This is a genomic window from Chryseobacterium sp. GP-SGM7, assembly GCF_049166575.1.
In the GTDB taxonomy this organism is placed as follows: domain Bacteria; phylum Bacteroidota; class Bacteroidia; order Flavobacteriales; family Weeksellaceae; genus Chryseobacterium.
On record NZ_JBMHFF010000003.1, the window covers coordinates 330,972 to 355,494 of the forward strand.

Sequence of the window (24,523 nt, forward strand, 5' to 3'; positions counted from 1 at the left end):
GGTAGCTGGTTTTAGTAGATAAATTCATTTTTCACAAGGTTTTTGCTCGCTGTAAATTCTTTAATGTATCGAAGAGCATTAAAAACCTGCTCGGTAATAAATTCTTCACTGGGATTGGTGACAAAGCCGTAGATCATTTTATCGTCAATCTCAATAGTAATCTGTCCGCTTGTACCTCTTGTCGGCAATTCAATAATTTTAATTGCAGAGCTGCTCTTTTCCGGAAGCTGATTGTATTGAATATAAAACTGGTCGTAGAAATCTTTGCCAACTTTTGTCTTCGTTTCGTCAATGGTAAGACCTCGCAATTCAAAAACGACATCACTTTCTACTTTTGCAATCTTATTTTTCAGAAAATTCTGATTGATTTCAAGACTGTCTTTCGAAATAAGTTTTTGGTTTTCTTCGTCTCTTATGTATAAATAAGCTTTAAGGGCATCATTTTTATCAAGATTTACGCTGAGTTCAGATAAAGATTTGGTTTCACCCGGATTTATAGAGAACTTTCCGCTTTGTTTATTGTTTGAAAGATTTCCGCTGCTTCCTTTTTTAATAGCGACCAGGAGATAATTTAGCTCTCTGTAAATGGAAGAATTATTAGTAACAGCCGCTTTCACTAAAAGCTGTTTCTCTATTACGTTTTTCTCAATTTTTGCAACAATGCCTTTATCTTCCTGTGCATATAAACAGACAGACAAAAAGATAAAGAAAGCTTTCAGAAATAAAAAGACTAAATTTTTCATAGAGATTTTATTAATAATTTCTCATAAATATCGTCTTATTATCACTTTTAATATTGAGATGTAAACCTTCTGAAATACTGTTGGTACCGGTTATATCTATAATATTATTATTTCCCTGGGTGGTAATTGCCGATTTACTTTCTTTAGTAGAAAAAGAATTATTAAAATAAATGCTGTTTTGATCACCGAGTTGCTGTATAACAATATTTGTTTTTGCATTAAGCTGTAAATCTGCATTGTTATTACTTCCCATTTGCACAACTTGTGAACCGTAAGATGTAGAAATTGCAGGATTTGAATTCTGAATACTGATCATATCGAGTGCATTTTGACTATTGATAAGATTCCAGTCTGTGGTCTGTGACTGTGTTGTTATTGCAAAAAGCAAAGCAAGGGTAATAAATATTTTCTCAAAAGTTTTCATGTTTTATTTTTTTTAAAGGTACTTGAATACAACGCCTTACGAAACACGTTAAACAGTTACTCACAAAAAATCACTGATTTCGGTTATTGCACACCGTATAAATACGCATAGACAAAAAAAAGAGAAACCGAAGTTTCTCTTGCAAAAAAATGTATTTTAAATTTACTGATTGACTGTCACTGTATTTGAATTACCCATTTGCATTGAAGTATGAGTATTACCGCTTGTCATTTGGCTTACAGCAGCCATGTTTCCATTACCGTTTTGTGTAACGTAAGACTCGTTACTGTTTGCTGCCATTGAAGATGAACCCTGGTTGATTGTTGCAGTGTTACTACTTCCGATTTGGTAGCTTTCAGAACTATTATCATTACCATATTGGTTAGCAATTAAATTATTGCTATTTCCAATAGACTGTTCTCCGATAGCGCTGTTATCATTTCCTTTTTGATACATTTTAACAGAATTCATATTTCCTGTGGCACTTGCAGAACCACTTTGGTTTGATCTTGCATAGTTATCATTTCCGATTTGGTCGATATCAGATTTGTTATAATTATTATTTTGAGTAGCAAATGCTTCATTATCATTACCATTTTGGTTCATGTCTAATGAATTACGATTACCAGTTTGGTCGCCATCTGCTAAGTTTCTCAAACCTGTTTGGTATTGTCCGGCTTCGTTATAACTTCCTACCTGATCCAAAGATGCATTGTTTCTGTTATTACTTTGCGACTGCATTGCTGCGTTGTAAATACCGCCTGATTGATTAGCAGAAACAACATTGTTGTTACCGTTTTGAGATTGTACATTCCAGGAAGAACCACCAGATTGATTAGTTGTCGCACGGTTTGAATTTCCGTTTTGATTTTGTGTTACAGAATTATCATTTCCTCCCTGTGTAGCAGAAGCATTATTTAAATTACCATCCTGATTCTGATTTGCAGTTTGATGAACACCGGTCTGTGTAGCAGTCGCAACGTTTAAGTTTCCATCCTGATCTTGAGATGCAGTATGTCTTTCACCAATCTGTGTAGAAGTAGCTCGGTTTAAATTACCATCTTGAACTTGATCTAAGTCATTTAAATATCCAACCTGAGTACCTGTAGATGTGTTAAAATTACCATCTTGAATTTGCTTAATATCATTTGCTGTACTCCAAGTTCCGGTCGGACGCACATAACTTCCTTGACTTTGTGAAGCTGTAGCTGTATTACTTAAACCGTCCTGATCTTGTTTAATATTAGATCTCACATCTGCACCGCCTTGTGTAGCTCTTGCAGTATTGAAGCTTCCTGCTTGTTTTTGATCAATCTTCGACTGCCATGTATATTCTTGTGTAGCCGTAGCTCTATTTAGAATACCATTCTGATCTTGTTTTACTTCAACTCCGCCAGCAGAAAAACCCTGTCCTTGAGACACGGTAGCTTCGTTTAACAATCCGTTTTGAGTTGTTTCGGCTTTGTTACGACCTGTATTACTTCTTTGTTTTACATTGATTGTGTTTCCTGTACCATTTTGGTCAGATACATTCTCATTACCAAATGTACTAAGACTTTGCTGCGTAACAGTAGCAGAATTACTGTTTCCGGTTTGTGTTACAGTATTATCACTGTTTTGGGCTAAAGCGAAGCTTGCTGATAGAACAACAAATGCTCCTGTTACTAATTTTTTCATTTTAATTAAAATTTAGTTGGTTAATAGTGAGACAAAGATAGAGGCACAAAATGAGGAAAAAACCACGGGAAAATAGTAAATTGAAAAAATCACTGGATGCAGTTTGTATTGTAACCGTTTCCAGTTTTGCCTTCTAACGGCTATTAGTTACAAAGTGAATCCGTATAATTACGGGGTAAGTTTTAATCTTAAAATTATCGATAATTAACATTTTCCGGCTTCCTTTCTACAAGATATATTAGTAAATTTGAGCTATGGAAAGTTTTGGAAAAGATCTTTTAAGAAAAATAAAAAATGCTGAATTGGCTGGCTCAAATGCACATGGTGTTTTTTCGCCGCCTTCCCGACCAATATTTACTTATGATGAGGTTTTAGAAAAAAATCCAAAATTTGCTGCCGTAAATATTGTTTTATATCTAAAAGATAATGAATGGTATTTTCCTTTAATTGTAAGAAGTACCAACGAAAGAGACCGACACAGCGGACAAATCTCTCTTCCGGGAGGAAAACGTGAAGAGATGGATAAAGATTTTGCCGAAACCGCCATTCGTGAAACATCCGAAGAAATAGGTCTTGAAAAACATTATGTAAGGATTATTCGAGAGTTATCACCAATCTACATTCCGCCAAGTAATTTTTATGTTTATCCGTATATTTCTTACACCAAAAAAAATCCGGAATTTATTTTACAGCAAAGCGAAGCGGTAGAAGTGATTGAATTTCCGATCACCTCATTTCTGAATTTACCAGACAGTCCTGAAATTATGGCGCTTCCGGGAGCAGGAGGTCATGAAGTTCCCGTCATTAATTTTAACGGATATATTATTTGGGGAGCTACAGCCATGATCCTTAGTGAATTCAGCCAGTTGATAAAAAAAATGTAATTTTGCACACAAATTGTTTGATTTAAAAAATGGCGAAGAAGAACATTTTTACCGACTCGTTCGGAACACCGTATTTCTTAAAAAGATTTATCATTTTTATTCTGGGAATTGTGTCTTACAGAAGATTCAACGGCTTCAATAAGCTTAAAATTACCGGAACAGAGAATTTAGTAGATCTTCCGGATTCAAATGTACTTTTCGTATCCAACCATCAAACTTATTTTGCTGATGTTGCAGCCATGTATCACGCTTTTTGTGCGGTAAATAATGGCTATTTGAATACGATTAAAAATCCTATTTATCTATTGAATCCAAGAGTAGATTTTTATTATGTAGCTGCGGAAGAAACGATGAATAAAGGGATACTTCCAAAAATATTTAAAATTGCAGGTGCGGTTACCGTAAAAAGAACCTGGAGAGCAGAAGGTAAAAATGTTAACAGAATGGTAGATCTCGGTGAGATTGACAATATTATGAAAGCTCTGGACAACGGTTGGGTTGCTACATTTCCTCAAGGTACGACTGCAGCTTTTGCTCAGGGAAGAAAAGGAACGGCAAAACTGGTTAAAAATCAGCGTCCAATTGTAATTCCAATTAAAATAAATGGCTTCAGAAGAGCGTTTGATAAAAAAGGTCTTCGTGTAAAAGTAACCGGAGTAAAACCAACAATGGAATTTAAAAAGCCATTAGACATCGATTACGATAACGAGAATGCCCAGCAAATTCTTCTTAAAATAATGACAGCCATTGAGCAGACTGAAGATTTTAATATTCTCCATACTTACGATGAAGAAATTAAAGCTAAAAAATCTGACCCAACCAATTCTCAAAACTAAAACGATAACAATGAAGAAGATTTTAGGAGTATTTTTAATTATTTTGATGGTACTTTCGTGTAACAGTCAGAAAAAATATTCAGATTTTGATATCAGTTATTCTAAAAGTGGTGGTTACGCACCGTCTTACGAAAACCTTTTAATTAAAGGAAATGATGCTCATTATTCCTTTGAAGGACAAGATAAAAAAATAAAGAAAAACTTTAAAATATCTAATGAAGACCTGAAAAAATTAGACGAAACACTTTCAAAAAACAATTTCAGGAGAATTCAGGAAGATCACAAGAAATTTTATGATAATGTGACAACATCCATCAACATTAAGAAAGGCGCAAATGAAAGCAGCAAGAATGATGGAAGTTTAATTATGCCTAATTACAAAACCAATTGGGAAAATATTACGGTACATTTTCAGGAAATCATTAATAACAACGTAAAAAACTAAGAAAATAAGTTGAGAACTCATTTCATTGCTATTGGTGGAAGCGCAATGCACAACCTTGCCATTGCTCTTAAAGATAAAGGATATCAGGTTACAGGTTCGGATGATGCTATTTTTGAACCCTCGAAGTCGAGATTAGAAAAAAAAGGAATTCTTCCTGAAGAATTGGGATGGTTTCCTGAAAAAATTACGTCTGATATTGATGCGGTAATCCTTGGAATGCACGCTCATCAAGACAATCCTGAGTTGGCTAAAGCAAAAGAATTGGGTTTAAAAATATATTCATATCCTGAATTTCTTTACGAACAGTCGAAAACCAAAACCAGAGTCGTAATTGCCGGTTCACACGGAAAAACAACGATTACATCAATGATTCTCCACGTTCTGAATTTTCATCAGAAAGAGATAGATTATATGGTTGGAGCGCAATTGGAAGGCTTTGACTGTATGGTAAAACTGACGGAAGACAACGATTTTATGGTTTTAGAAGGCGATGAATACCTTTCCTCTCCTATTGATTTACGCTCAAAATTTCTTTTATACCAACCCAATATCGCTTTAATGAGCGGAATTGCTTGGGATCATATCAATGTTTTCAAAACGTTTGACGATTATATTGAGCAGTTCAGAAAATTTGTTGCAAGCATTACGCCGGGTGGCGTTTTGGTTTATAATGAAGAAGATTCTGAGGTTGTAAAAGTAGTGGAAAATGCTGAAAATTATTTCAGAAAAATGCCGTACAGAACTCCGGAATACGAAATCAGCAACGGAAAAGTGCTTTTAAAAACCGAAATGGGAGACATTCCGCTTTCTGTTTTTGGAGCGCACAATTTATTAAATCTTGAAGGTGCAAGAAATATTTGCCACACTTTGGGAATTATGGATGAAGAGTTTTACGATGCCATCATGAGCTTCAAAGGCGCATCAAAGCGTCTTGAAAAAGTAGAAAGAGAAGACAAAGGAATTTTGTATAAAGATTTTGCGCACGCACCAAGCAAAGTAAAAGCTGCCGTAAAAGCATTCTGTGAACAGTTTAAAAACGAAAAAAAATATGGCTTTCTTGAACTTCACACTTATTCTAGTTTAAATCCTGTCTTTCTTGAACAATATGACCACGCAATGGACGGATTGGATGAAGCCATCGTTTTCTATTCTGAAGATGCTTTAAAAATCAAAAGAATGGAACCTATTTCTCCTGAATTAATTAAAGAGAAATTTGAAAATGAAAACCTGAAAGTCTTTACCAATGCCGAAGAACTTCATGCATACTGGGAATTATTAGATAAAACCCAAGGCGTTTATATGATGATGAGTTCCGGAAATTTCGGTGGTTTGGATTTAACAAAATAATAAAAAACTCCTTTCGATTTGAAAGGAGTTTTCTTTTATTCATAATCCTGAATGAGTTTTTCTAAGATTTCTTGTGTAAAATCTTCACTGTAATTCATAATAGATTGACCTACCCAAAGATTGACAAACTCAGCATTTTTAGTCGTTCTTGCGATTCTTCTCAATTCTCCCGTCAGTTTATTTTGATAAGGGTACGGTAAAATATATTCTGAATTTTCAATGGTTTCGATAAATTTGTTTCTGATTCCTCTTGCATAACGCCCAGAGAAACTTTTCGTTAAAACAATCTCATTTTCATTGACTTTTTTTAATCTTTCCTTTTCAAAATCCTGCAAAGCACTTTCTTTTGAAGCCAGCAAAATGCTTCCCACCTGAAAACCCTGCGCTCCCAATTCCTGCGCAGCTTTTAAAGTTTTACCATTATAAATTCCACCTGCATAAATCAACGGAGCTTTTACCAAATCATAAACCTGAGAAAGCAAAGAAAATCCACCGATTCGAGGGATATTTTCAGAAGCAAAACTTCCTCTGTGACCGCCTGCTTCAATTCCCTGAACACAAATAACATCAATTCCGGATTTTTCTAATTCTAAAGCTTCTTGTACAGAAGTACAAGTTCCTATTAAAACCGTTTCGTTTTCTTTTAATTTTTGAATGCTTTGCTGGTCTAAATTTCCAAAAGTAAAACTTAAAATTTTACAGTTTTCTGCAATTACAGCATCGATTTGTTCGTGATAAGAATTGACTTTAATATCTTCTAAATCAGTAAGATTGGTTTCTATATTATTTTTAAATGCCAATTCCTCAATGAATTTTTTGGTTTTAAAATACTGCTGTTTCAGTTCATCCGTAATTTCTGGGATCTGATGAACAAAAATATTGGCCGCAAAATGTTGATTGGTTAGTTTCTTTGTTTTTTGAATTAATTCAATGGATTTTTCAGCAGAAAGATCCGCCAATGCCAATGAACCTAAACAACCCGTTTTTGCAGCTGAAACTGTCATTTCCGGAGTACTTACGCCAAACATCGGAGCTTGAACAATGGGATATTTTGTGTTGAATATTTTGCTAATTGTATTTGAAAAATGCATAAATTTTCTTTTAAATCCCGCAGATTAAGCAAATAATACAGATTTCAAAATTCAACATCTGCTAAATCATCAAAATCCGCGAGAGATTCTGTTAAATATCCGCTACCACATTCAGCATCTTCTCTTCCCAAGCCGGATCTTTAGGATCAAAAAACAATCTTTTTCCGGTATCTAAAGAACGGACAACATTCATTTCATCTTCAGAAAGTTCAAAATCGAACACATCAAAATTCTGCTCAATTCTCGAAGGCGTCACCGATTTTGGAATCACACAGAAACCTTCCTGCAAATGCCATCTCAAAATTACCTGAGCAATTGATTTATTATGATTAAATGCAATCTTTTTAAGCAAAGAATTGTCTAAAAGTTCTGCATTTCCGTTTCCAAGCGGACTCCAAGGTTGCGTAATAATATTGTTTTCTTTGTTGTACACACGAAGTTCTTTTTGCTGGAAAATAGGATGCAGTTCAACCTGATTGATAACCGGAGAAACGGTAGAATTTGACTTTAATTCTTCTAATTTTTCAATCGTAAAATTGCAAACCCCGATTGCTTTGATTTTCCCCTCATTATACAATTCTTCCATCGCTTTCCAGGCTCCTGGAAAATCTCCGAAAGGCCAGTGAACAAGATACATATCAAGATAATCCAGCTGTAAACGGTCAAGCGTTCTCTGGAAAGCTGATTTTGTCTTTTCATAACTGTGATCCTGAACCCAGAGTTTTGAGGTCACAAACAAATCTTCACGGTCTACTTTACTATTCTTGATAGCATTTCCAACTGCAGTTTCGTTTTGATAAATTGCGGCGGTATCTATCATTCTGTAACCTACTTCAATTGCTTTAATGACCGCCTTTTCGCATTCTTCAAGGTTTTCCATCTGCCAAACTCCGAAACCTAAAGCGGGAATTTCAACGCCGTTATTCAATGTAATCACAGGTTGTCCTGAATATTTCTTTTGATTCATAATATTTTGTTTTGATCTTTTAATGTCTTTCAAATTTCGGATAAAGTTTTATAATTTGACACACTGATTTATTTAAAAAATTGATTTTTATAATATTTTTAACTACTCATCTTTTTATTTACAGAACTCGCCCCTCTCGAAAAAAAAAATTTTATTTTTATAAAAACAAAAAATGTATCACTCTATCAGAATTGCAAGTGCGGAAGATTATCCTAAAATTACGGAAATTTGGGAATCTGCTGTAAAAGCTACTCATGATTTCCTATCTGAAGCCGACTTTGAATATTTCAAAGAAATTATTCCTAAAGATTATTTGCCCAATCTCGAAGTTTATTTAATTTCTCTCAACAATGAAATTAAAGGATTTGGTGCTGTTTCAGAAGATACGCTTGAAATGCTTTTTATTCACAGTAATTCCCACGGAAAAGGCCTCGGCAAAATTTTATGCCAGTTTTTAAAAGACAAAACAGATTTTACAAAAGTGGATGTCAATGAGCAAAATCCACAAGCGATTGGGTTTTATCAAAAGATTGGATTTAAAAAAATTAGAAGATCAGAGAAAGATGGTTCGGGTAAAGATTATCCTATCATTCATATGAGTTTATAGATAATTCAGGAGCAAATTATAAGCTATTTCGGACTAATTTTTGTAAATTGGTTTAGCCAAATACATCTAGTTTAAACAAATGCCCACCAATACCTCTCCCCGTCAAACCGTAAAAAAAGTTCTGCCTTTGATCTTAGCAACTGCCATTTTCATGCAGATGCTCGATTCTACCATTCTTAATACTTCTTTGCCTTCTATTGCTAAAGATTTAGGAGAATCTCCACTGAATATGCAGAATGCTATCATCAGTTATGTTCTTACTTTGGCAGTTTTTATGCCTGCAAGCGGATTTTTAGCTGATAGATTTGGTACGAGAAGAGTTTTTGTTTTTTCTTTGGTGTTGTTCAGTTTGGGGTCTCTGTTTTGTGCGATTTCTCAGAATCTGACACATCTGGTGATTTCAAGAGTTATTCAGGGAGTTGGTGGAAGCTTGATGACGCCCGTTGGAAAATTAGCTTTAATAAAAACCTTCGATAGAAATGAGTTGCTAAAAGCAATGAATTTTGCAATTATTCCTGCATTGATTGGTCCGGTTCTCGGTCCTTTGGTTGGTGGTTACATGGTTGATTATCTTTCCTGGCACTGGATTTTTCTTATTAATATTCCGATTGGACTGTTAGGAATTGTTTTAGGTTTGAAATTTATGCCGAATTACAATTCGAAAGACACCGATTTTGATGTAAAAGGATTTTTAATTTTTGCAGCAGCTTCACTTTTATTATCCGTTTCGCTCGAACTTTTTGGAGATATGCAGAACATTACACCGGTTTTGGTGGTTTTCATTTTAGGATTTTTATTTCTTTATTACTATTATCACCACGCCAAAAGAGGCGGAAACCCTATATTTCCATTAAATCTATTCCAGGTAAGAACTTTCAGAGTAGGAATTGTAGGAAATCTCGCCACAAGATTAGGAATCAGTTCCGTTCCGCTTTTGCTTCCATTGATGATACAAATTGCGTACGGTCAATCTGCAGTGATTTCAGGTTGGATTATCGCTCCGATGGCTTTAACAGCAATGTTTGGTAAAACTTATGTTATTAAAATCCTCAATAAATACGGATATAAACGAACTTTAATGCTTAACACCATTGTAATTGGAACCTTAATTTGCTGTCTGGCTATTCCGGATATTCACACTTCGATATTTTGGTTTATTCCGGTGATTGCAATTTTAGGATTTTTTAATTCTATTCAGTTTACATCAATGAATACGATTTCTATTGCAGATTTACGAAACTTTCAAACCAGCAGCGGAAATTCCCTTTTATCTGTAAATCAACAGCTTGCAATAGGATTTGGAATCGCTTTCGGATTGATTGTTTTAAAAATTTACGAAAGCAATACCGAATTAATTCGAAACGAAACCCACAATGCTTTCCGGTATACATTTCTTACAATAGGGCTTCTTACGGTAGTTTCGTCGCTGGTTTTCAGGAGACTCCACGTTTCAGACGGCAGAAATATGAATGCTAAAGAATAAATTTCAGCCATCCTCAAAACTTATCACACATCAACTTCACTTGTGATAATGTGTAGTAATTTTGTTTAAATTAAAAAATAAAAATTATGAAAGCAGAATTTGAAAACATTCCATTGGTAAAAAATGAAGATAAAAAAAGATTTGAAATAGAATTTAACGGTCATTTTGCATTTATCGATTATAAAGAAACAAGTCAGCAAATTGCTTTAATTCATACTGAAGCCGAACCAGAATTGGCAGGAACCGGAGCTGCAGCAGCTGTCGTAGAAAAGACTTTGATGTATATTGAGGAAAGCAGCAAAAAGCTTCTTCCGTTTTGTCCATACGTTTTTGCATTCATCAAAAAAAATAAAGATTGGAAACGTATTGTTGATGAAAGATTTGAAGGTTACAACAAACTTTAATTTTATTGAACCGCAAAAGTCACAAAAAGTTTTAGCACACAATTCACATTAGTTTTTTAAAATCTTTGATTTCTATTTTGTGTTCTTATATTCATTGCAATTATACTTAAAAACAAAAGTATTTTTTGTGATTTTTGTGATAAAAATAATATGCTTACCTGTAAAACTTTAATTAAATTTAAAAACTAAAATCACCAATCATTATGTCGAATATAGGACTTATCATAGAAGAAAAATCTGCAGATATAGGAAATTTTTTGGTAGGAAGATTATTGCCTTTCCGCGAAAAAAGAGCAGTCGGACCTTTCGTTTTTATCGATCATATGGGATCTTCAGAATTGAAAGATTATCAGAACCTGGATGTTCCGCCGCATCCTCACATCGGGCTTTCTACACTGACTTATCTTTTGGAAGGATCTATTTTTCACAGAGACAGCATCGGAAGTGCTCGTGAAATAAAACCCGGAGCAGTAAACTGGATGACCGCCGGAAAAGGTGTTGTACATTCTGAAAGAACTCCGGAATATCTTAGATCAACTGACAAAAAACTTCACGGATTTCAGGTTTGGGTGGGTCTTCCGAAACATTTGGAGCAATCAGAGCCTACTTTTTATCATATTGAAGCCAATGAAATTCCGGTCTGGGAAGAAAACGGAATTCAGTATAAATTAATTGCAGGCGAAGCTTTTGGAAGAAAGTCTGCCGTTCCGGTTCACAGCAAATTATTTTTTATTGAAATTAAAACCAAGGAGGCCAAAAAAATCAGCATCGGAAAAGATCTTTACGGTGAAGCAGCAATGTATGTTTTAGACGGAACCGTTTCAACAGACAGAAATTCTTATGGCTCAAAACAACTGATGATTGCTAAAAACACCGAATTATGCGAATTTGAAATGAGCGAAAACGGTACAGTTTATCTTTTTGGAGGCGAACCGTTTGACGAAGAACGTTTTATATTCTGGAATTTCGTCAGTTCAGATAAAGAATTAATCGACAAAGCAAAAGTGGACTGGAACGACCAAAATCACGAATCTTTCCCTTTAGTTCCGGGAGATGAAAGAGAATATGTTCCGCTTCCGAAAGCTATTTTGAACAGAAAATAAATTTTAAAGCTTATTTTTTCGATTTTAAACCAATTTCTATGAAAAGAATATTTTTTCTATTATTAATCATTACATCTTTTTTAAGTAATGCTCAAACTGTTACTGAGCCTAAAAACAACCCCGCAGAATGGTCGCAAAGTTATGAGCCATTCAAAATCGTTGGAAATCTTTATTATGTAGGAACTTATGATCTGGCATCTTATTTAATTGTTACCAATAAAGGGAATATTCTTATCAATACAGGTTTGAAAGATTCTCTTCCTGTTATTAAAAATAATATCAAGAAATTAGGTTTTAATTATAACGACATTAAGATTTTAACATTAACACAGGCTCATTTTGACCACATGGGAGCAATGGCCGAAATAAAAAAAGAAACCGGAGCGAAACTGTACGTTGACGAAAAAGATGCTGCAGAACTCAAAAGCGGAGGAAAATCTGACTATGAAATGGGAAAATACGGAATCACTTTTCAACCTGTAAATCCTGATTTTCTTTTGAAAAATAACGATAAGATAAAATTGGGAAACACAGTTTTAACGCTGCTTCATCATCCCGGTCACACGAAAGGATCTTGTAGTTTTATACTTGAAACCAAAGATGGAAACAAAAATTACAAGATTTTGATTGCCAATTTGCCTTCGATCATCATTGATAAGAAATTTTCTGAGGTAAAAACCTATCAAAGTATTCAAAAAGATTACGCTTATACTTTCGAGGCGATGAAAAAAATGAATTTTGATCTTTGGGTAGCTTCTCACGCAAGCCAGTTTGACCTTCATAAAAAAAGAAAAGAGGGAGATGCTTATAATCCTAAATTGTTTATGGATAAAGAAAATTATTTCAAAAAATTAAAAGATCTGGAGAATGATTATCTTGAAAAAGTGAAGGAAGATTCAGTGAAAAAATAATTTAAATAATAAGAATATTAATCATGAAAATATTAGCATTTGCAGGAAGTACTTCTTCTACATCGATCAACAGAGAATTGGTAAAATTTGTTATGAAAAGTTTTAAGGAAGATGAAATCAATTTAATCGATTTGAATGATTTTGATATGCCTGTTTTCTCGGTTGACAGAGAAAAGAAAGGTTTTCCGGATGAAGCGCACAATTTTTTAAAGCAAATTGAAGAATGCGATGTCATTATCTGTTCTTTAGCAGAACACAACCGTTCTTATTCGGCTGCTTTTAAAAATATTTTCGATTGGGCTTCAAGAATCAATGTAAAAGTTTACCAGAATAAGCCAATGTTTTTAATGTCGACTTCTCCGGGAGGCTATGGTGGCGGAAATGTTATGAATACAGCAAAAACATTTTTCCCGAACTTCGGAGCCGATATAAAAGAAACATTTTCTCTATCTAAATTTTACGAAAACTTTGATTTGGAAAGTGGAGTTATCAACCCAGAAATGCTGAAAGATTTGAACGAAAAAATTGAAAGTTTTAAAAATAAAATCAATAACTAACCCATACATAAAAAACACAATAAAACAATATGGAAACACATGAATACGTAAACGGAGAAATCACAGTGATTTGGCAACCTAAAAAATGTATCCATTCTGCCATTTGTGTAAAAACACTTCCAAAAGTGTATAATCCCAAAGAAAGACCATGGCTGAAAGCTGAAAATGCAACACCATCAGAACTTAAAAATCAGATAGACTTATGCCCTTCCGGAGCATTAAGTTATAAATTTAATATTGAGAAATAATGTCAGTTATTGTAAAAGCAAGTTTAGGAACAACAAAATATTACACAGAAGTTGTCGCAGGTGAAAACCAATTAATAACCGACGAACCCGTTGATAAAGGCGGACAAAATAAAGGCTTCAATCCCTTTGAAATACTCGCAACATCTTTAGCGAGCTGTACCGCAGCAACTCTCAGAATGTACATCGACAGAAAAGAATGGAACGTTGAAAACATCGACGTAGAAGTAGAACTGGAAAATTTCCCACTGACAAAATTGGCAGTCTTCAAAAGAAACATTAGTTTTGAAGGAAGTGATCTCAGCGAAGACCAACTGAAAAGGCTTCATGCTATTGCAGATGCTTGTCCGGTACACAAAATATTACTTAACGAAATTCAAATTCAAACCAAATTTTCATAATATGATAGACATAAAACAAAACAACGACGAAAAACACGGAAGCTTCGAAGCAACAATCGATGGAAACAGAGCCGGATTAATGACTTATACTTGGGCAGGTGAAGAAAGATTCATTATCGACCACACCGAAGTAGAAGAAGCTTACAACGGAAAAGGAGTTGGAAAAGAAATGCTGATAAAAGCTGTACAGTTTGCAAGAGAAAATGGCAAAAAAATCATTCCTCTTTGTCCGTTTGCAAAAGCTACATTTCAGAAAAATGAAGATTTGCAGGATGTTTTGTAGAGTGAGGCTTAATATAAAGGCTAAGAAAATCCTACGGATTATATAGATTTTCTCTGATGATTGAGAATATTTTTTTGCCACGAATACACGAATAAATTTTAATAACTAAATGAAAAATTCGTGTATTCGCGGCTAACTTTTTATAGCAAATTAAAAAATCTGTGGTAATCTGTGTAATCTGCGTGAAATCTTAAACTACATCTTGCATTCATCATCCAACATCTTGCTACATTCTAAAAAAAACTATATTTGCTGAAATTAATTTCAAGCATGAATTCCGGAACTATCCTTTTGTTATTTGTTTTTGTTTATTTCATCGGTTTATTAGTAATCTCTTATTTTACAAGCCGAAACTCAGACAATCAATCGTTTTTTATCGGTAATAAAAAAAGCAAATGGTGGCTCGTTGCTTTCGGAATGATCGGAACAAGCTTAAGCGGTGTGACATTTATTTCCGTTCCGGGAACAGTCGGAAAAATGACCGAAAGCGAATATATTTTCGGTGGTTTTGAGTATTATATGATGGTGATCGGGTTTTTCATCGGATACTTCATCGTTGCAGCAATCCTTCTTCCACTCTATTACAAGATGAATCTGACCTCGATTTATACGTATTTAGGAAAAAGATTCAATGTAGAAGCGCACAAAATAGGCTCTGTATTTTTCATTGTTTCAAGAGCAATTGGTGCGACTGCGAGATTATATTTGGTCGTCAATGTTTTGCAGATATTTTTGTTGGAAGGTTTAGGCGTTCCTTTCTGGGTAACTGCTTTGGTGCTTTTATTAATGGTACTTTTATATACCTTTGAAGGCGGTGTAAAAACGATTGTGATAACAGACACTCTTCAGACTTCGTTTATGATCATCAGTTTGATTGCCTGCATCGTTTACATTTTATCTAATTTGAATTTATCATTTGGTGAAGCATACACGATTTTAGAACAGAAAAATTATACACATTTTATCAATTTCGATCCTAACTCCAAGACATTCTTCCTGAAAACTATTTTAGGCGGAATTTTCATTACCATTGCAATGACCGGATTGGATCAGGAAATGATGCAGAAAAATATTTCGGTTGATAATCTTCAGAATTCAAAGAAAAACATGCTGACTTTTGCGGGAACATTGCTTTTCGTCAATCTTGCATTCTTGTTTTTAGGCGGATTGCTTTATCTTTTTGCTTTACAGAATGGTGCAGGATATTCTCAAATTACAACTTTGGTTGATGGAAAAGAGGTCGTTTCAAATGTTTTCGGATTTAAAGATTCTGCCGGAAAAATTGTCAACGTCATGGGAGACGATTTATTCCCATCTTTATCACTTCAGGGGCATTTTCCGATGATTATTTCGGTGATTTTTATTATCGGTTTGATTTCTGCGCTTTTCCCTTCGGCAGATGGCGCTTTAACAGCTGTTACAAGTTCGTATTGTGTTGATATTCTTAATCTTAATGAAGTTAAAACCAAAACAGAAAAAGAGAAAAAACATTTAAGAATGAAAGTCCATTTGATTTTCACGGTAGTTTTCTTTATTTTAATTATGGTTTTCAAAGCAATGAATGACAAGTCGATTGTTTATCTCATCATGGAAATCGCCGGTTACACATACGGCCCGCTTCTCGGACTTTTCGCTTTTGGAATCTTTACTAAATTTAAAATCTCTACAAAATATTCCATTCTTTCGGTAACGCTTTTGGCTCCGGTTTTAACTTATATTATCAACATGTTGGTAACCAATTATACAGATTACAGAATCGGCGTAGAATTGATTATTCTGAATGGATTATTGACCTTTATAGGATTGTGGTTGGTGAAAAATAAGAATTATCTGAAGGTGGTTTAAGATTATTTGGCAGTTTAATACGCCCTCCACTTCGCTTTTTGTTCGCAATACCTCTTCACAAAAAGAGCTCGGTTCAGGTCGGGCCGTGAAGCCCTATAAAAAGCCTTCACTAGAATCATCAAACCTTCAAGGTTTTGTTTAATAAAATTTAAAATCCGGAACTCAATCTTCGGATTTTTACATTTCCGTAAGCCGACAAATTATTGTAATTTCGCATAGATCAATTTTAATAATAAATCCTAATATATGAGTAAAAGTATTGAAGAGCTGAAATCTCTTACAACACAAATCAGAAGAGACATTTTAAGAATGGTTCATGCTGTAAATTCAGGACATCCGGGCGGAAGTTTAGGCTGTACAGAGTACTTTACAGCACTTTACGGAAAAGTTTTGAATTATAAGCTTCCTTTCACCATGGATGGCAAAAACGAAGACCATTTTTATCTTTCAAACGGCCACATTTCACCGGTTTTCTATTCTACTTTAGCCAGATTTGGTTTCTTTCCGGTAGAAGAATTGAAAACTTTCAGAAAATTAGATTCTAGATTGCAGGGTCACCCAACAACTCATGAAGGTTTGCCAGGAATCAGAGTGGCTTCAGGATCTTTAGGACAGGGACTTTCTGTTGCTTTAGGTGTTGCGCAGGGTAAAAAATTAGACGGTGACGATTCTTTGGTTTATACGCTTCATGGTGACGGAGAATTGCAGGAAGGTCAGGTTTGGGAAGCTTTTATGTATGCTGCAGGAAAGAAGGTTGACAACATTATTTCTACAATTGATTATAACGGACAGCAGATTGACGGGAGCACAGAAAATGTACTTTCTTTAGGAAATCTTCGTGCAAAACTGGAAGCTTTCGGCTGGACAGTTTTAGAAGAAAAAAACGGCAATGATCTGGAAGCCGTAATTGCAATGCTTGAATTGGCAAAAACTGAAACAGGAAAAGGAAAACCAGTGGTAATTATCCTTCATACCATAATGGGTAACGGTGTAGATTACATGATGGGAACTCATGCTTGGCACGGAAAAGCGCCAAATGACGAGCAGCTTGATACAGCCTTTAAACAATTGTACTTAGAAGCTCCGGCAGATTACTAATATCGGTAATGAGCAATTGGTAATGAGTAATTTAAATACAGAAAAAATATTAAAACATTAAGAAATTTTAGTTCTTAAGATTTTTTTAGAGTCAGATAAATCTGATTCAACGTTATACTTAAGAATATCTAAGATATTAACTTCATTTTTCCTAAAATTTAAAAACCTTAATGGTTTAAATAATATTTATATTCGATTAAATTCATTAATCAATTATCAAAAATCATTAATCAATTATAAATTTAGAATTCTCATGAAATATACATATACAGAAAAAAAAGATACACGTTCAGGTTTTGGGGCTGGTTTAGCAGAATTGGCTGATACAAACCCTAATGTTGTTGCCCTTTGTGCAGACCTTATCGGTTCTTTGAAAATGGAAAAATTCATCGAAAAAGCTCCTGAAAGATTTTATCAGGTTGGTATTGCAGAAGCAAATATGATGGGTCTTGCGGCAGGTTTAAGCATCACAGGGAAAATTCCTTTCACAGGAACTTTTGCCAACTTTTCTACGTCAAGAGTTTATGACCAGATTCGTCAGTCGATCGCATACTCTGATAAAAACGTAAAAATCTGTGCTTCTCACGCAGGGCTTACTTTAGGGGAAGATGGCGCAACACACCAGGTTTTGGAGGACATCGGAATGATGAAAATGCTTCCTGGAATGACGGTTATCAATCCTTGTGATTATAACCAGACCAAAGCAGCTACTCTTGCCATTGCAGATCACCACGGTCCGGTTTATCTGAGATTTGGTAGACCAACTGTACCGGTTTTCATCCCTGAAGATATGCCTTTCGAAATTGGAAAAGGAATTCTTTTGCAGGAAGGAACTGATGTAACCATTGTTGCAACCGGTCATTTAGTTTGGGAATCTTTGGTTGCAGCAGACGAACTGGAGAAAGAAGGAATTTCTTGTGAAGTCATCAACATTCACACCATCAAACCTTTAGACGAAGAAATCATCTTAAAATCAGTTGAAAAAACCGGTAAAATTGTAACAGCTGAAGAGCACAATTATCTTGGTGGGATGGGTGAATCTATTGCCGGAATGTTGGCCAGAAGAAGACCCACAAAACAGGAATTCGTTGCTGTAAATGATACTTTCGGTGAATCTGCAACACCTGCAGAATTAATGAAAAAATATAAAATCGACTCCGCTGCTGTGAAGGAAGCTGTAAAAAGAATTTTAGCTTAAGATTTTTTAAAATATAAATGAAAAAGCATCCAGATTTGGATGCTTTTTGCTTGTATAAAGAATTCTAATCACTTTTTTGATTTATTGACAAGAATCAGAACTGCTTTATTAAATTATCTGAAAAATTTCCATTTTGGAATAATAGCCAACATTCCGAATCCTGTAAACAAAAACAGATTGGTAACGTCAGAATATAAGAATGTAGAAAGATAATAATTGTGCATAAAAAAGTGCAATAGCAACATCGCCGGAAACAATACAATGCCTAATTTTTTATAGAAAAACATTAATACAATTCCTAAGATCATCAAAATATCAACTGAGAAAATAAGGTAAAAATATCCTTGAGGAATGTTTAAGCCTTCATGTTGTAAATACTCATCGAAATCGAGCCCGATACCCATGAAAGTAAACAACAGCAAAGAAGCCAGTGCTAAAATAAAACCCCATCCTTTTTTCGGATCTTCATCAAAATAACTGTACTCTTTGTATTCTTTTTCCATACTGCAAAAATAAAGAACTTATGAATGATTTCATAAGTTCTTCGGTATTTATATCGTCTAAAATTTGATTAAATCGAGATTGCGTTGATCAATCTGTTTTTATCGCTTAAGAATTCTTCCATAGAAATCATAGATTCAGTTCTCATTACGTCCTGAATGTCGTCTATTTGATAGATAATTCTTTTTGCGTCGTTTGTATTTTTAGCTCTTACTTTACAGAAAATATTGTATTTTCCGGAAATAACGCTTGCTTCGATAACGTTTGGAATAGTTCCTAACTCTTTCAAAACCTCTTGCGTACGGTTTGATTTTGTTAAAAGAATCCCGATAAAAGCTGTGAAATGGTAATCTAATTTACCATAATCAAGATTAAGAGATGATCCTAAAATAATACCTGCATCTTCCATTTTCTTTACCCTTACGTGAATTGTTCCCGCAGAAACATCCATCTGCTTAGCAATTTCTGTAAAAGGCATTCTTGTGTTTTCTACTAAGAAATCAAGAATTTTCTTGTCTATTTCGTCCAGTTGATAGTTCATATTAGTGAAATTATATTTTTCCTAAAAAATCCATAAATTTTTTACAAAATTAAAAAAAATAATTAAACTAAAAAAATATTATTAAATATTAACAATAATTAACACGGATGATAAAAATCATTAAAAATTCCGAACTATTTAGCCTCTGATTTTACAGAATCTGTTTTTATTTCGTTATCGTCTTCAGGCTGTTTTTTTCTGTTTTTCTTCTTTTTAAAGAAAGAATTAAAACTTTTACTCCAAACGATACCACCACCATAAGCCTGATTTGCAGAACCGTTTGTTCCTACAGTTCCTACTCCCATCCCGATATTCGTTGGTTTAGAATATCCTCTTAAAAGCAGTGTACCATCATTTTTCTTTGATATATCATATTCCACCGTACCTTCTCCCGAAAGATAATTGTTGCTTGTATTATCTGTTCTGGTAAGTGGAATTCCCAAACCTGTTTTTACGGTAATTCTTGGTGACACATCAAAACTTACTCCCGCATTTGCTCTGTCGCCATTATTTGAATATTGGTCATTTCCTTTTACGTAATTTAGATCAATTTGAAATTCGTTACTGACTGTATTTAAAACAGAACCCAGTTGTTTCAATAACATATTATACCCGGAAGATTCTGCTACTCCTACTGCATCAAAGCTCAAACCACCGCCACTATTGGTTACATTAAACATATTGAGCAATAGAATGGAACCAAACTGCAATACATTCTCGCCTTCCGTCTGATTAATTTTCGCAGCTAATGTTTCTTTCACCTGACTCGAAACGTCCAGTGCAGTAACATTTAAGGCAACTTTAGGATCATTTAAAGTATTGGTAATATTCGCCTGAAGTAATACACTGATAGGTTGCAACTGTCCCATGTTCAAATAATCTCCTGCGTTGGAAACCATTCTCACATAATTGGCAGAAATATCTAAAGCCGGCTTCATTGCATCGCCATCCCAACGAATACTACTATTTTTCTGAATCTGGAAAGTTCTGTTCAAAATTGCTTTAGATACAAAAGTTCCGCTATCAACCATATAAGAACCGTTCATTGCAATATTTCCTTGTCTGCTCATCTGGAATCTCAGATTATTTGCCATTCCTTTTACAGAAATATTACCTACATCATCTCCAACCAATACATTTACTGTAGTGCCTTTGTCAACATCAAGATTGAAGTCGATATTCATGTTTGCCCCGGTTCTTTTCTTTTCTTCCAAAGTCACCAAACCATCTTTTCCTTCTTTTAGGAATCTCAGCATTTTAAATTCTTCCACATTTGAAGTTGATGCTGAATTGAACGTAAATGTACTTCCATTCAAAGCTTTCATATTTGGTGTGGAAAGATTTAAAGCTGAAACTGGTCCGTCGACGTATAAATCGCCTTGTCCGTAAACTCTTCCCCAGAATAAATCATAATCTTTCTGAGTAGTATTCAGCATTAATAAATTATCAGCTCTCATTACCAGGTTGACTCCCATAGAAGATAAGGTTTCAAATTGTATTGCTCCTGAAATTGTTCCCTGGGAATTTGTTCTCCCGTCATGAACTGCAATATTATTTAAAATCGCAAGACCTTTAGAAAGCGGAATCACCGTATCATCAAAAGAATAATCAACCCCGGTAAATAAAAGTTTTAAACCAAACTGTTTTAAAGCAATATCACCACTGTAATCTAAATTTTTAAGGGTACCGTTTATTTTTAAATCACCCGTTGCTTTTCCTCTTAGATTTCCGAAAATAGTCTGTACAAACTGTTGGGTAAATGCAAGATCGAAATCTCTCAATTCTGTCGTAAAATCTATTGTTGGTGAAGGCGTATTATTATTAACTGTTCCTGTTAAATGCAGATTATTATTACCGATAACTCCGGCTGAAGCTACCTTTACATCAACATCATAAACATTTAAAGAAAAGCCATTGACCGCAGAAATCGTAAGATCTCCCATATCATTGCCATTCATCATGATATTATCAACCGTAAGATCAACCAAAGGCTGCAAAGTGCTTTTATCCATCTTGATTTTCACACTTCCGTTGGCTAAACCTTTAATATCCATAGGATTTCCGCCTGACTGCATTTCGAATATCTTTTCGATCTGAAAATTCTGAACTTCTGCATCTACATAAAAGTCTTTAGCAGATTTAAATATAGATTCATTGATGAGCAACGAACTTGTATCAGAATAAATTTTTAAATTATGAATTTCAAAATCACCTGTCTTTCGCCGGTAACTTACATAATGATCGAGTTCGGGGTTGGTATCAATCGCCCATTTCACATTATTTAAATTAACTTCTGTAGGCTCAAATCTGAAAACATAATCTCCTGCCGGATTTGTCGATTGATTAAAATTAACTGCATATTCTTTCAGATTATCGTTAATCTCATCTTCCGGACTTCCGTGTTTGAAATTAGTGGCAATTCTGAGAATCGAATTATTCTCGTTTTTACCTGTTAATATTAAGTCTTTGAGGATATTTTTATTGTATTCTAATCTGCTGATTTTTGCATAAAGCTGTTGATCTGTATTGGCTGTATTTATTCTTACCATCACACTGTCGACCATTGCACTATCGCGGGTTACAGCGATTCTGTCATCCAATTTATAATCAGGATTGGCTTGTGCCAAAGCTTGATCTGCTTCTGTAATTTCCTCTTTTTTGGTCATTACATATTTCAGTGAGGCAGCGTCAAGATTTAGAATTAAATTATTTGAATTCCCATCATATTCTCCTTCTACTTTTGCCCCTTTAGGAAGTTTTAAATCAGGCAGAAAATAAGCAACAAGACCTTGCTCAACATCAAAATTCATTGCAAATGATTGTCCGCGATACAATTTTCTCGGTTCAGGCCCCACCAAAATTTTGCCTAAACCATTTTCTACCATTCCTGCTAAATCTGCCAAATTATATTTTCCTGAAATTTTGCCATTTGCAGCTCCGGGTGCATCAACTAAAATAGAACGTTCTCCTCCCTCAACAAAAGTTTTAAGTTTAGCATTCGGAATATGATATTTCTGGTCAGCAGTTGCAAAATTTACATTAAAGGCTTCAACATCCAGATTCAAATCATTGATGTTCGACATCGCCATTTTACCGCTTACTTTACCGCTTACCACCTGAGTTCCCGCTTTATCGGTAAAATAATTCATATTTAAATATGAAACATCTGCATCAACATTGGCAGAAATTCTTGAAGTACTAAAGTCTATCAAACCTTTTACTGTTGCTTTTGCCTGTTCATCATTCACAGTAATCAAACCGTTGTATTTTTTATGATCTAAAAGACCATCCAAAACTACATTATTGATTTCTTTATTCATGATTTCAATGCTCGAAATCTGAGATTTTGTACTCAAACGCATCGTATTGACATCAAAGCTCTGTCCGTCAAGATTAAATTTTCCTGAAATTAAACCAACTGCTTTGCTTTTGGTAATGACAGATGTGTTTAAATCATTCACTTCCGCATAACCTTTGTACTTTGGCAAAGGAGAACTGTAATCTGTTAAAGAAAAATTAGATATTTTTGCCTGCCCGATTCCTGTCATCAGATTTCCTGAGAAAACATAGACCTGTTTCGGATTTACTTTTGCAGTTCCGTTGTATTTTAATTTCCCAAAATCATCTGCAAAGTTTTTCATCTTCGACGAGACGAAAGTTGGCATCATTGCTTTCAAATCTTTATAGGTAAAATCTGCAGAAAGATCATTGGTTTCAATTTGAAAATTACCTTTCAGTAAATCTTTGGCTTTCAGTTTTCTGGTCGCAATATTAACACTCGGATTTCTGATTAAGAAATTTTCTAAAGTGAAATTATTTAAAGGACCCGTCATTTTACCACTTGCATTAAAAGGAATAAAATTATCCCAGTTGGTGACGAAATAAGAGATGTCATAACCACTTATCTGGCTTCCCAGCTTCATATTCATATCCCATTTTACTTTATTGGTAAAATCTGTCCACGCTCCATTATTCAGATTAAATTTTATATCTCCCTGAAGAAGCGAATGATCTGTATTTAAAGTTAAATCTCCCAAAGAGAGAAAATCATGAGTCATAGAAAAATCCGTAGAAAACGTCTCAACAAAGTGAGATTTTCCCCATCTTTTGGTTGTAAAAGTAAAATTATCAATTCTCGCAGCAATATTTACTCCGTTTACTTTTAATTTTGATACAATAAGATTGACATTGGTTGCGGTCAGCCATTTTCCCGGTTCTCCCGGAGAATTCTGATTGACGATGGAAATTTTAGAATTTAAAATCTCTAAACGTGCATTGAGCTGGAAAGGCGGTTTTTTAGGATCTTTCTTTTTACCGCTGTCAAAAAGTTGTGTAAAACGGATGAAGTTTGAAATACTGTCACCTTTGTAAGTAATCACTTTGATATCAGCGTCATTAAGCGTCAATCCGTTAAAGCTTAAAGAATTATTTTCACCGATATTTGTCGCTAAAGAAAACCAGTCGGAATTTGCTTTAAATTCCCGTGCTTTAATGAAATCTAAATCTTTATAATCTTTAATTCTTAAACCTTTGATGGTAACATCTCCAAAAAAATCTACTTCTACACTTTCTGTAGACATTTTGGCTTTAAAATCTTTGTTTACAATCTGTAAAGCCTGATTTGCAGCCCATCTTTTGGTAACCGGCAAATTGATGGCAATGAAAACCAAAACGACAATTGAAAGAACAGTCCAGAACAGAATCAATAACAATTTTGCCCACCAGGAATAGCTGACTACGGCTTTTGCAGCCTGCTTACCAAACTCCTGAGCAGTATCTATGGGGTGGTTTATAGCATCTGAAGCCAGTTCAGATGCTTCTTTCACCGTCTCCTGAACATTTTCTACGGTCTTCTGTACCTGATCTCCCAAGTTTTCAGCTACCGATTTTTTATTCTCATTTTCGTTATTATTCTCTAACTTTGCCATTATT

General features: G+C 34.5%; 24 protein-coding genes. 16 read left to right on the forward strand and 8 right to left on the reverse strand.

The features are described from left to right. Positions 1 to 11: 11 nt before the first annotated feature. The 3 genes from ACOOWA_RS13940 to ACOOWA_RS13950 form a co-directional block, all read right to left on the reverse strand. Positions 12 to 743, reverse strand: coding sequence for a CsgE family curli-type amyloid fiber assembly protein (locus ACOOWA_RS13940; RefSeq protein ID WP_421376086.1), 732 nt, complete (start codon positions 741 to 743; stop codon positions 12 to 14). Between the two features lie 10 nt (positions 744 to 753). Beyond that, the gene (locus ACOOWA_RS13945; protein WP_421376087.1) at positions 754 to 1,167 is read right to left on the reverse strand and encodes a hypothetical protein; all 414 of its coding nucleotides are present in this window, start codon (positions 1,165 to 1,167) and stop codon (positions 754 to 756) included. A gap of 162 nt (positions 1,168 to 1,329) precedes the next feature. Further along, on the reverse strand, positions 1,330 to 2,844 hold the full coding sequence (locus tag ACOOWA_RS13950) for a hypothetical protein (protein ID WP_421376089.1): 1,515 nt from the start codon (positions 2,842 to 2,844) through the stop codon (positions 1,330 to 1,332). Between the two features lie 254 nt (positions 2,845 to 3,098). Between ACOOWA_RS13950 and ACOOWA_RS13955 the strand changes: the two genes are divergently transcribed. Genes ACOOWA_RS13955 through ACOOWA_RS13970 form a run of 4 tightly spaced genes read left to right on the forward strand, consistent with a single transcriptional unit; the run spans position 3,099 to position 6,356 of the window. Beyond that, the gene (locus ACOOWA_RS13955; protein ID WP_421376090.1) at positions 3,099 to 3,728 is read left to right on the forward strand and encodes an NUDIX hydrolase; all 630 of its coding nucleotides are present in this window, start codon (positions 3,099 to 3,101) and stop codon (positions 3,726 to 3,728) included. Positions 3,729 to 3,757: 29 nt separating this feature from the next. Further along, on the forward strand, positions 3,758 to 4,564 hold the full coding sequence (locus ACOOWA_RS13960; protein WP_421376092.1) for a lysophospholipid acyltransferase family protein: 807 nt from the start codon (positions 3,758 to 3,760) through the stop codon (positions 4,562 to 4,564). A gap of 10 nt (positions 4,565 to 4,574) precedes the next feature. Continuing rightward, positions 4,575 to 5,009, forward strand: a complete 435-nt coding sequence (locus ACOOWA_RS13965; protein WP_421376094.1) for a hypothetical protein — start codon at positions 4,575 to 4,577, stop codon at positions 5,007 to 5,009. A 9-nt stretch (positions 5,010 to 5,018) separates the two neighbouring features. After that, positions 5,019 to 6,356, forward strand: coding sequence for a UDP-N-acetylmuramate--L-alanine ligase (locus tag ACOOWA_RS13970; protein ID WP_421376095.1), 1,338 nt, complete (start codon positions 5,019 to 5,021; stop codon positions 6,354 to 6,356). Between the two features lie 35 nt (positions 6,357 to 6,391). On the opposite strand, the gene ACOOWA_RS13975 is transcribed toward ACOOWA_RS13970, so the two are convergent. After that, positions 6,392 to 7,447 (reverse strand): NAD(P)H-dependent flavin oxidoreductase, encoded by a 1,056-nt coding sequence (locus ACOOWA_RS13975; RefSeq protein WP_421376097.1) that lies wholly within the window; start codon positions 7,445 to 7,447, stop codon positions 6,392 to 6,394. Between the two features lie 91 nt (positions 7,448 to 7,538). Continuing rightward, entirely contained in the window at positions 7,539 to 8,414 is an 876-nt protein-coding gene (locus ACOOWA_RS13980; protein WP_421376099.1) for an aldo/keto reductase, read from the reverse strand. 172 nt (positions 8,415 to 8,586) lie between these two features. On the opposite strand from ACOOWA_RS13980, the gene ACOOWA_RS13985 reads away from it, so the two are divergent. From ACOOWA_RS13985 to ACOOWA_RS14040, 12 genes are all read left to right on the forward strand, one after another. Then, the gene (locus ACOOWA_RS13985; protein ID WP_421376101.1) at positions 8,587 to 9,021 is read left to right on the forward strand and encodes a GNAT family N-acetyltransferase; all 435 of its coding nucleotides are present in this window, start codon (positions 8,587 to 8,589) and stop codon (positions 9,019 to 9,021) included. A gap of 79 nt (positions 9,022 to 9,100) precedes the next feature. Next, on the forward strand, positions 9,101 to 10,504 hold the full coding sequence (locus ACOOWA_RS13990) for an MFS transporter (protein WP_421376103.1): 1,404 nt from the start codon (positions 9,101 to 9,103) through the stop codon (positions 10,502 to 10,504). 86 nt (positions 10,505 to 10,590) lie between these two features. Next, positions 10,591 to 10,908 carry a GNAT family N-acetyltransferase gene (locus ACOOWA_RS13995; RefSeq protein WP_421376105.1) on the forward strand — a complete coding sequence of 106 codons (318 nt, stop codon included), beginning with the start codon at positions 10,591 to 10,593 and terminating at the stop codon, positions 10,906 to 10,908. A gap of 203 nt (positions 10,909 to 11,111) precedes the next feature. After that, on the forward strand, positions 11,112 to 12,011 hold the full coding sequence (locus ACOOWA_RS14000; protein ID WP_421376107.1) for a pirin family protein: 900 nt from the start codon (positions 11,112 to 11,114) through the stop codon (positions 12,009 to 12,011). 38 nt (positions 12,012 to 12,049) lie between these two features. Continuing rightward, on the forward strand, positions 12,050 to 12,922 hold the full coding sequence (gene bla, locus ACOOWA_RS14005) for a subclass B3 metallo-beta-lactamase (protein WP_421376108.1): 873 nt from the start codon (positions 12,050 to 12,052) through the stop codon (positions 12,920 to 12,922). 23 nt (positions 12,923 to 12,945) lie between these two features. Beyond that, positions 12,946 to 13,479 (forward strand): NADPH-dependent FMN reductase, encoded by a 534-nt coding sequence (locus ACOOWA_RS14010; RefSeq protein WP_421376110.1) that lies wholly within the window; start codon positions 12,946 to 12,948, stop codon positions 13,477 to 13,479. 29 nt (positions 13,480 to 13,508) lie between these two features. Continuing rightward, positions 13,509 to 13,727 (forward strand): (4Fe-4S)-binding protein, encoded by a 219-nt coding sequence (locus ACOOWA_RS14015; protein ID WP_421376111.1) that lies wholly within the window; start codon positions 13,509 to 13,511, stop codon positions 13,725 to 13,727. Continuing rightward, entirely contained in the window at positions 13,727 to 14,125 is a 399-nt protein-coding gene (locus tag ACOOWA_RS14020) for an OsmC family protein (RefSeq protein ID WP_421376113.1), read from the forward strand. The genes ACOOWA_RS14015 and ACOOWA_RS14020 overlap by 1 nt, the downstream gene beginning before the upstream one ends. A 1-nt stretch (position 14,126) precedes the next feature. Beyond that, positions 14,127 to 14,408: a GNAT family N-acetyltransferase gene (locus ACOOWA_RS14025; RefSeq protein WP_421376114.1), complete on the forward strand. Its 282-nt coding sequence runs from the start codon at positions 14,127 to 14,129 to the stop codon at positions 14,406 to 14,408. Between the two features lie 270 nt (positions 14,409 to 14,678). Continuing rightward, the gene (locus tag ACOOWA_RS14030) at positions 14,679 to 16,253 is read left to right on the forward strand and encodes a sodium:solute symporter (protein ID WP_421376371.1); all 1,575 of its coding nucleotides are present in this window, start codon (positions 14,679 to 14,681) and stop codon (positions 16,251 to 16,253) included. 246 nt (positions 16,254 to 16,499) lie between these two features. Beyond that, positions 16,500 to 17,351 (forward strand): transketolase, encoded by an 852-nt coding sequence (locus ACOOWA_RS14035; protein ID WP_421376116.1) that lies wholly within the window; start codon positions 16,500 to 16,502, stop codon positions 17,349 to 17,351. A gap of 253 nt (positions 17,352 to 17,604) precedes the next feature. After that, complete coding sequence (locus ACOOWA_RS14040; protein WP_421376117.1) at positions 17,605 to 18,549, forward strand: transketolase family protein; 945 nt, start codon at positions 17,605 to 17,607, stop codon at positions 18,547 to 18,549. 113 nt (positions 18,550 to 18,662) lie between these two features. Here the strand turns inward: ACOOWA_RS14040 and ACOOWA_RS14045 are convergent, their stop codons facing one another. From ACOOWA_RS14045 to ACOOWA_RS14055, 3 genes are all read right to left on the reverse strand, one after another. Then, the gene (locus ACOOWA_RS14045) at positions 18,663 to 19,052 is read right to left on the reverse strand and encodes a hypothetical protein (protein WP_421376119.1); all 390 of its coding nucleotides are present in this window, start codon (positions 19,050 to 19,052) and stop codon (positions 18,663 to 18,665) included. A 68-nt stretch (positions 19,053 to 19,120) separates the two neighbouring features. Next, positions 19,121 to 19,591, reverse strand: a complete 471-nt coding sequence (locus ACOOWA_RS14050; RefSeq protein ID WP_066678756.1) for an Lrp/AsnC family transcriptional regulator — start codon at positions 19,589 to 19,591, stop codon at positions 19,121 to 19,123. Positions 19,592 to 19,725: 134 nt separating this feature from the next. Then, a complete protein-coding gene (locus tag ACOOWA_RS14055) occupies positions 19,726 to 24,519 on the reverse strand; it encodes a translocation/assembly module TamB domain-containing protein (protein ID WP_421376121.1) in 4,794 nt (1,597 codons plus the stop codon). Positions 24,520 to 24,523 lie beyond the last annotated feature (4 nt).

Coding starts and splice junctions, on each gene's coding strand:
- ACOOWA_RS13940 (WP_421376086.1), bottom strand. CDS start 743: ATGAAAAATTTAGTCTTTTTATTTCTGAAAGCTTTCTTTATCTTTTTG.
- ACOOWA_RS13945 (WP_421376087.1), bottom strand. CDS start 1,167: ATGAAAACTTTTGAGAAAATATTTATTACCCTTGCTTTGCTTTTTGCA.
- ACOOWA_RS13950 (WP_421376089.1), bottom strand. CDS start 2,844: ATGAAAAAATTAGTAACAGGAGCATTTGTTGTTCTATCAGCAAGCTTC.
- ACOOWA_RS13955 (WP_421376090.1), top strand. CDS start 3,099: ATGGAAAGTTTTGGAAAAGATCTTTTAAGAAAAATAAAAAATGCTGAA.
- ACOOWA_RS13960 (WP_421376092.1), top strand. CDS start 3,758: ATGGCGAAGAAGAACATTTTTACCGACTCGTTCGGAACACCGTATTTC.
- ACOOWA_RS13965 (WP_421376094.1), top strand. CDS start 4,575: ATGAAGAAGATTTTAGGAGTATTTTTAATTATTTTGATGGTACTTTCG.
- ACOOWA_RS13975 (WP_421376097.1), bottom strand. CDS start 7,447: ATGCATTTTTCAAATACAATTAGCAAAATATTCAACACAAAATATCCC.
- ACOOWA_RS13980 (WP_421376099.1), bottom strand. CDS start 8,414: ATGAATCAAAAGAAATATTCAGGACAACCTGTGATTACATTGAATAAC.
- ACOOWA_RS13985 (WP_421376101.1), top strand. CDS start 8,587: ATGTATCACTCTATCAGAATTGCAAGTGCGGAAGATTATCCTAAAATT.
- ACOOWA_RS13990 (WP_421376103.1), top strand. CDS start 9,101: ATGCCCACCAATACCTCTCCCCGTCAAACCGTAAAAAAAGTTCTGCCT.
- ACOOWA_RS13995 (WP_421376105.1), top strand. CDS start 10,591: ATGAAAGCAGAATTTGAAAACATTCCATTGGTAAAAAATGAAGATAAA.
- ACOOWA_RS14000 (WP_421376107.1), top strand. CDS start 11,112: ATGTCGAATATAGGACTTATCATAGAAGAAAAATCTGCAGATATAGGA.
- bla (WP_421376108.1), top strand. CDS start 12,050: ATGAAAAGAATATTTTTTCTATTATTAATCATTACATCTTTTTTAAGT.
- ACOOWA_RS14010 (WP_421376110.1), top strand. CDS start 12,946: ATGAAAATATTAGCATTTGCAGGAAGTACTTCTTCTACATCGATCAAC.
- ACOOWA_RS14015 (WP_421376111.1), top strand. CDS start 13,509: ATGGAAACACATGAATACGTAAACGGAGAAATCACAGTGATTTGGCAA.
- ACOOWA_RS14020 (WP_421376113.1), top strand. CDS start 13,727: ATGTCAGTTATTGTAAAAGCAAGTTTAGGAACAACAAAATATTACACA.
- ACOOWA_RS14025 (WP_421376114.1), top strand. CDS start 14,127: ATGATAGACATAAAACAAAACAACGACGAAAAACACGGAAGCTTCGAA.
- ACOOWA_RS14030 (WP_421376371.1), top strand. CDS start 14,679: ATGAATTCCGGAACTATCCTTTTGTTATTTGTTTTTGTTTATTTCATC.
- ACOOWA_RS14035 (WP_421376116.1), top strand. CDS start 16,500: ATGAGTAAAAGTATTGAAGAGCTGAAATCTCTTACAACACAAATCAGA.
- ACOOWA_RS14040 (WP_421376117.1), top strand. CDS start 17,605: ATGAAATATACATATACAGAAAAAAAAGATACACGTTCAGGTTTTGGG.
- ACOOWA_RS14045 (WP_421376119.1), bottom strand. CDS start 19,052: ATGGAAAAAGAATACAAAGAGTACAGTTATTTTGATGAAGATCCGAAA.
- ACOOWA_RS14050 (WP_066678756.1), bottom strand. CDS start 19,591: ATGAACTATCAACTGGACGAAATAGACAAGAAAATTCTTGATTTCTTA.
- ACOOWA_RS14055 (WP_421376121.1), bottom strand. CDS start 24,519: ATGGCAAAGTTAGAGAATAATAACGAAAATGAGAATAAAAAATCGGTA.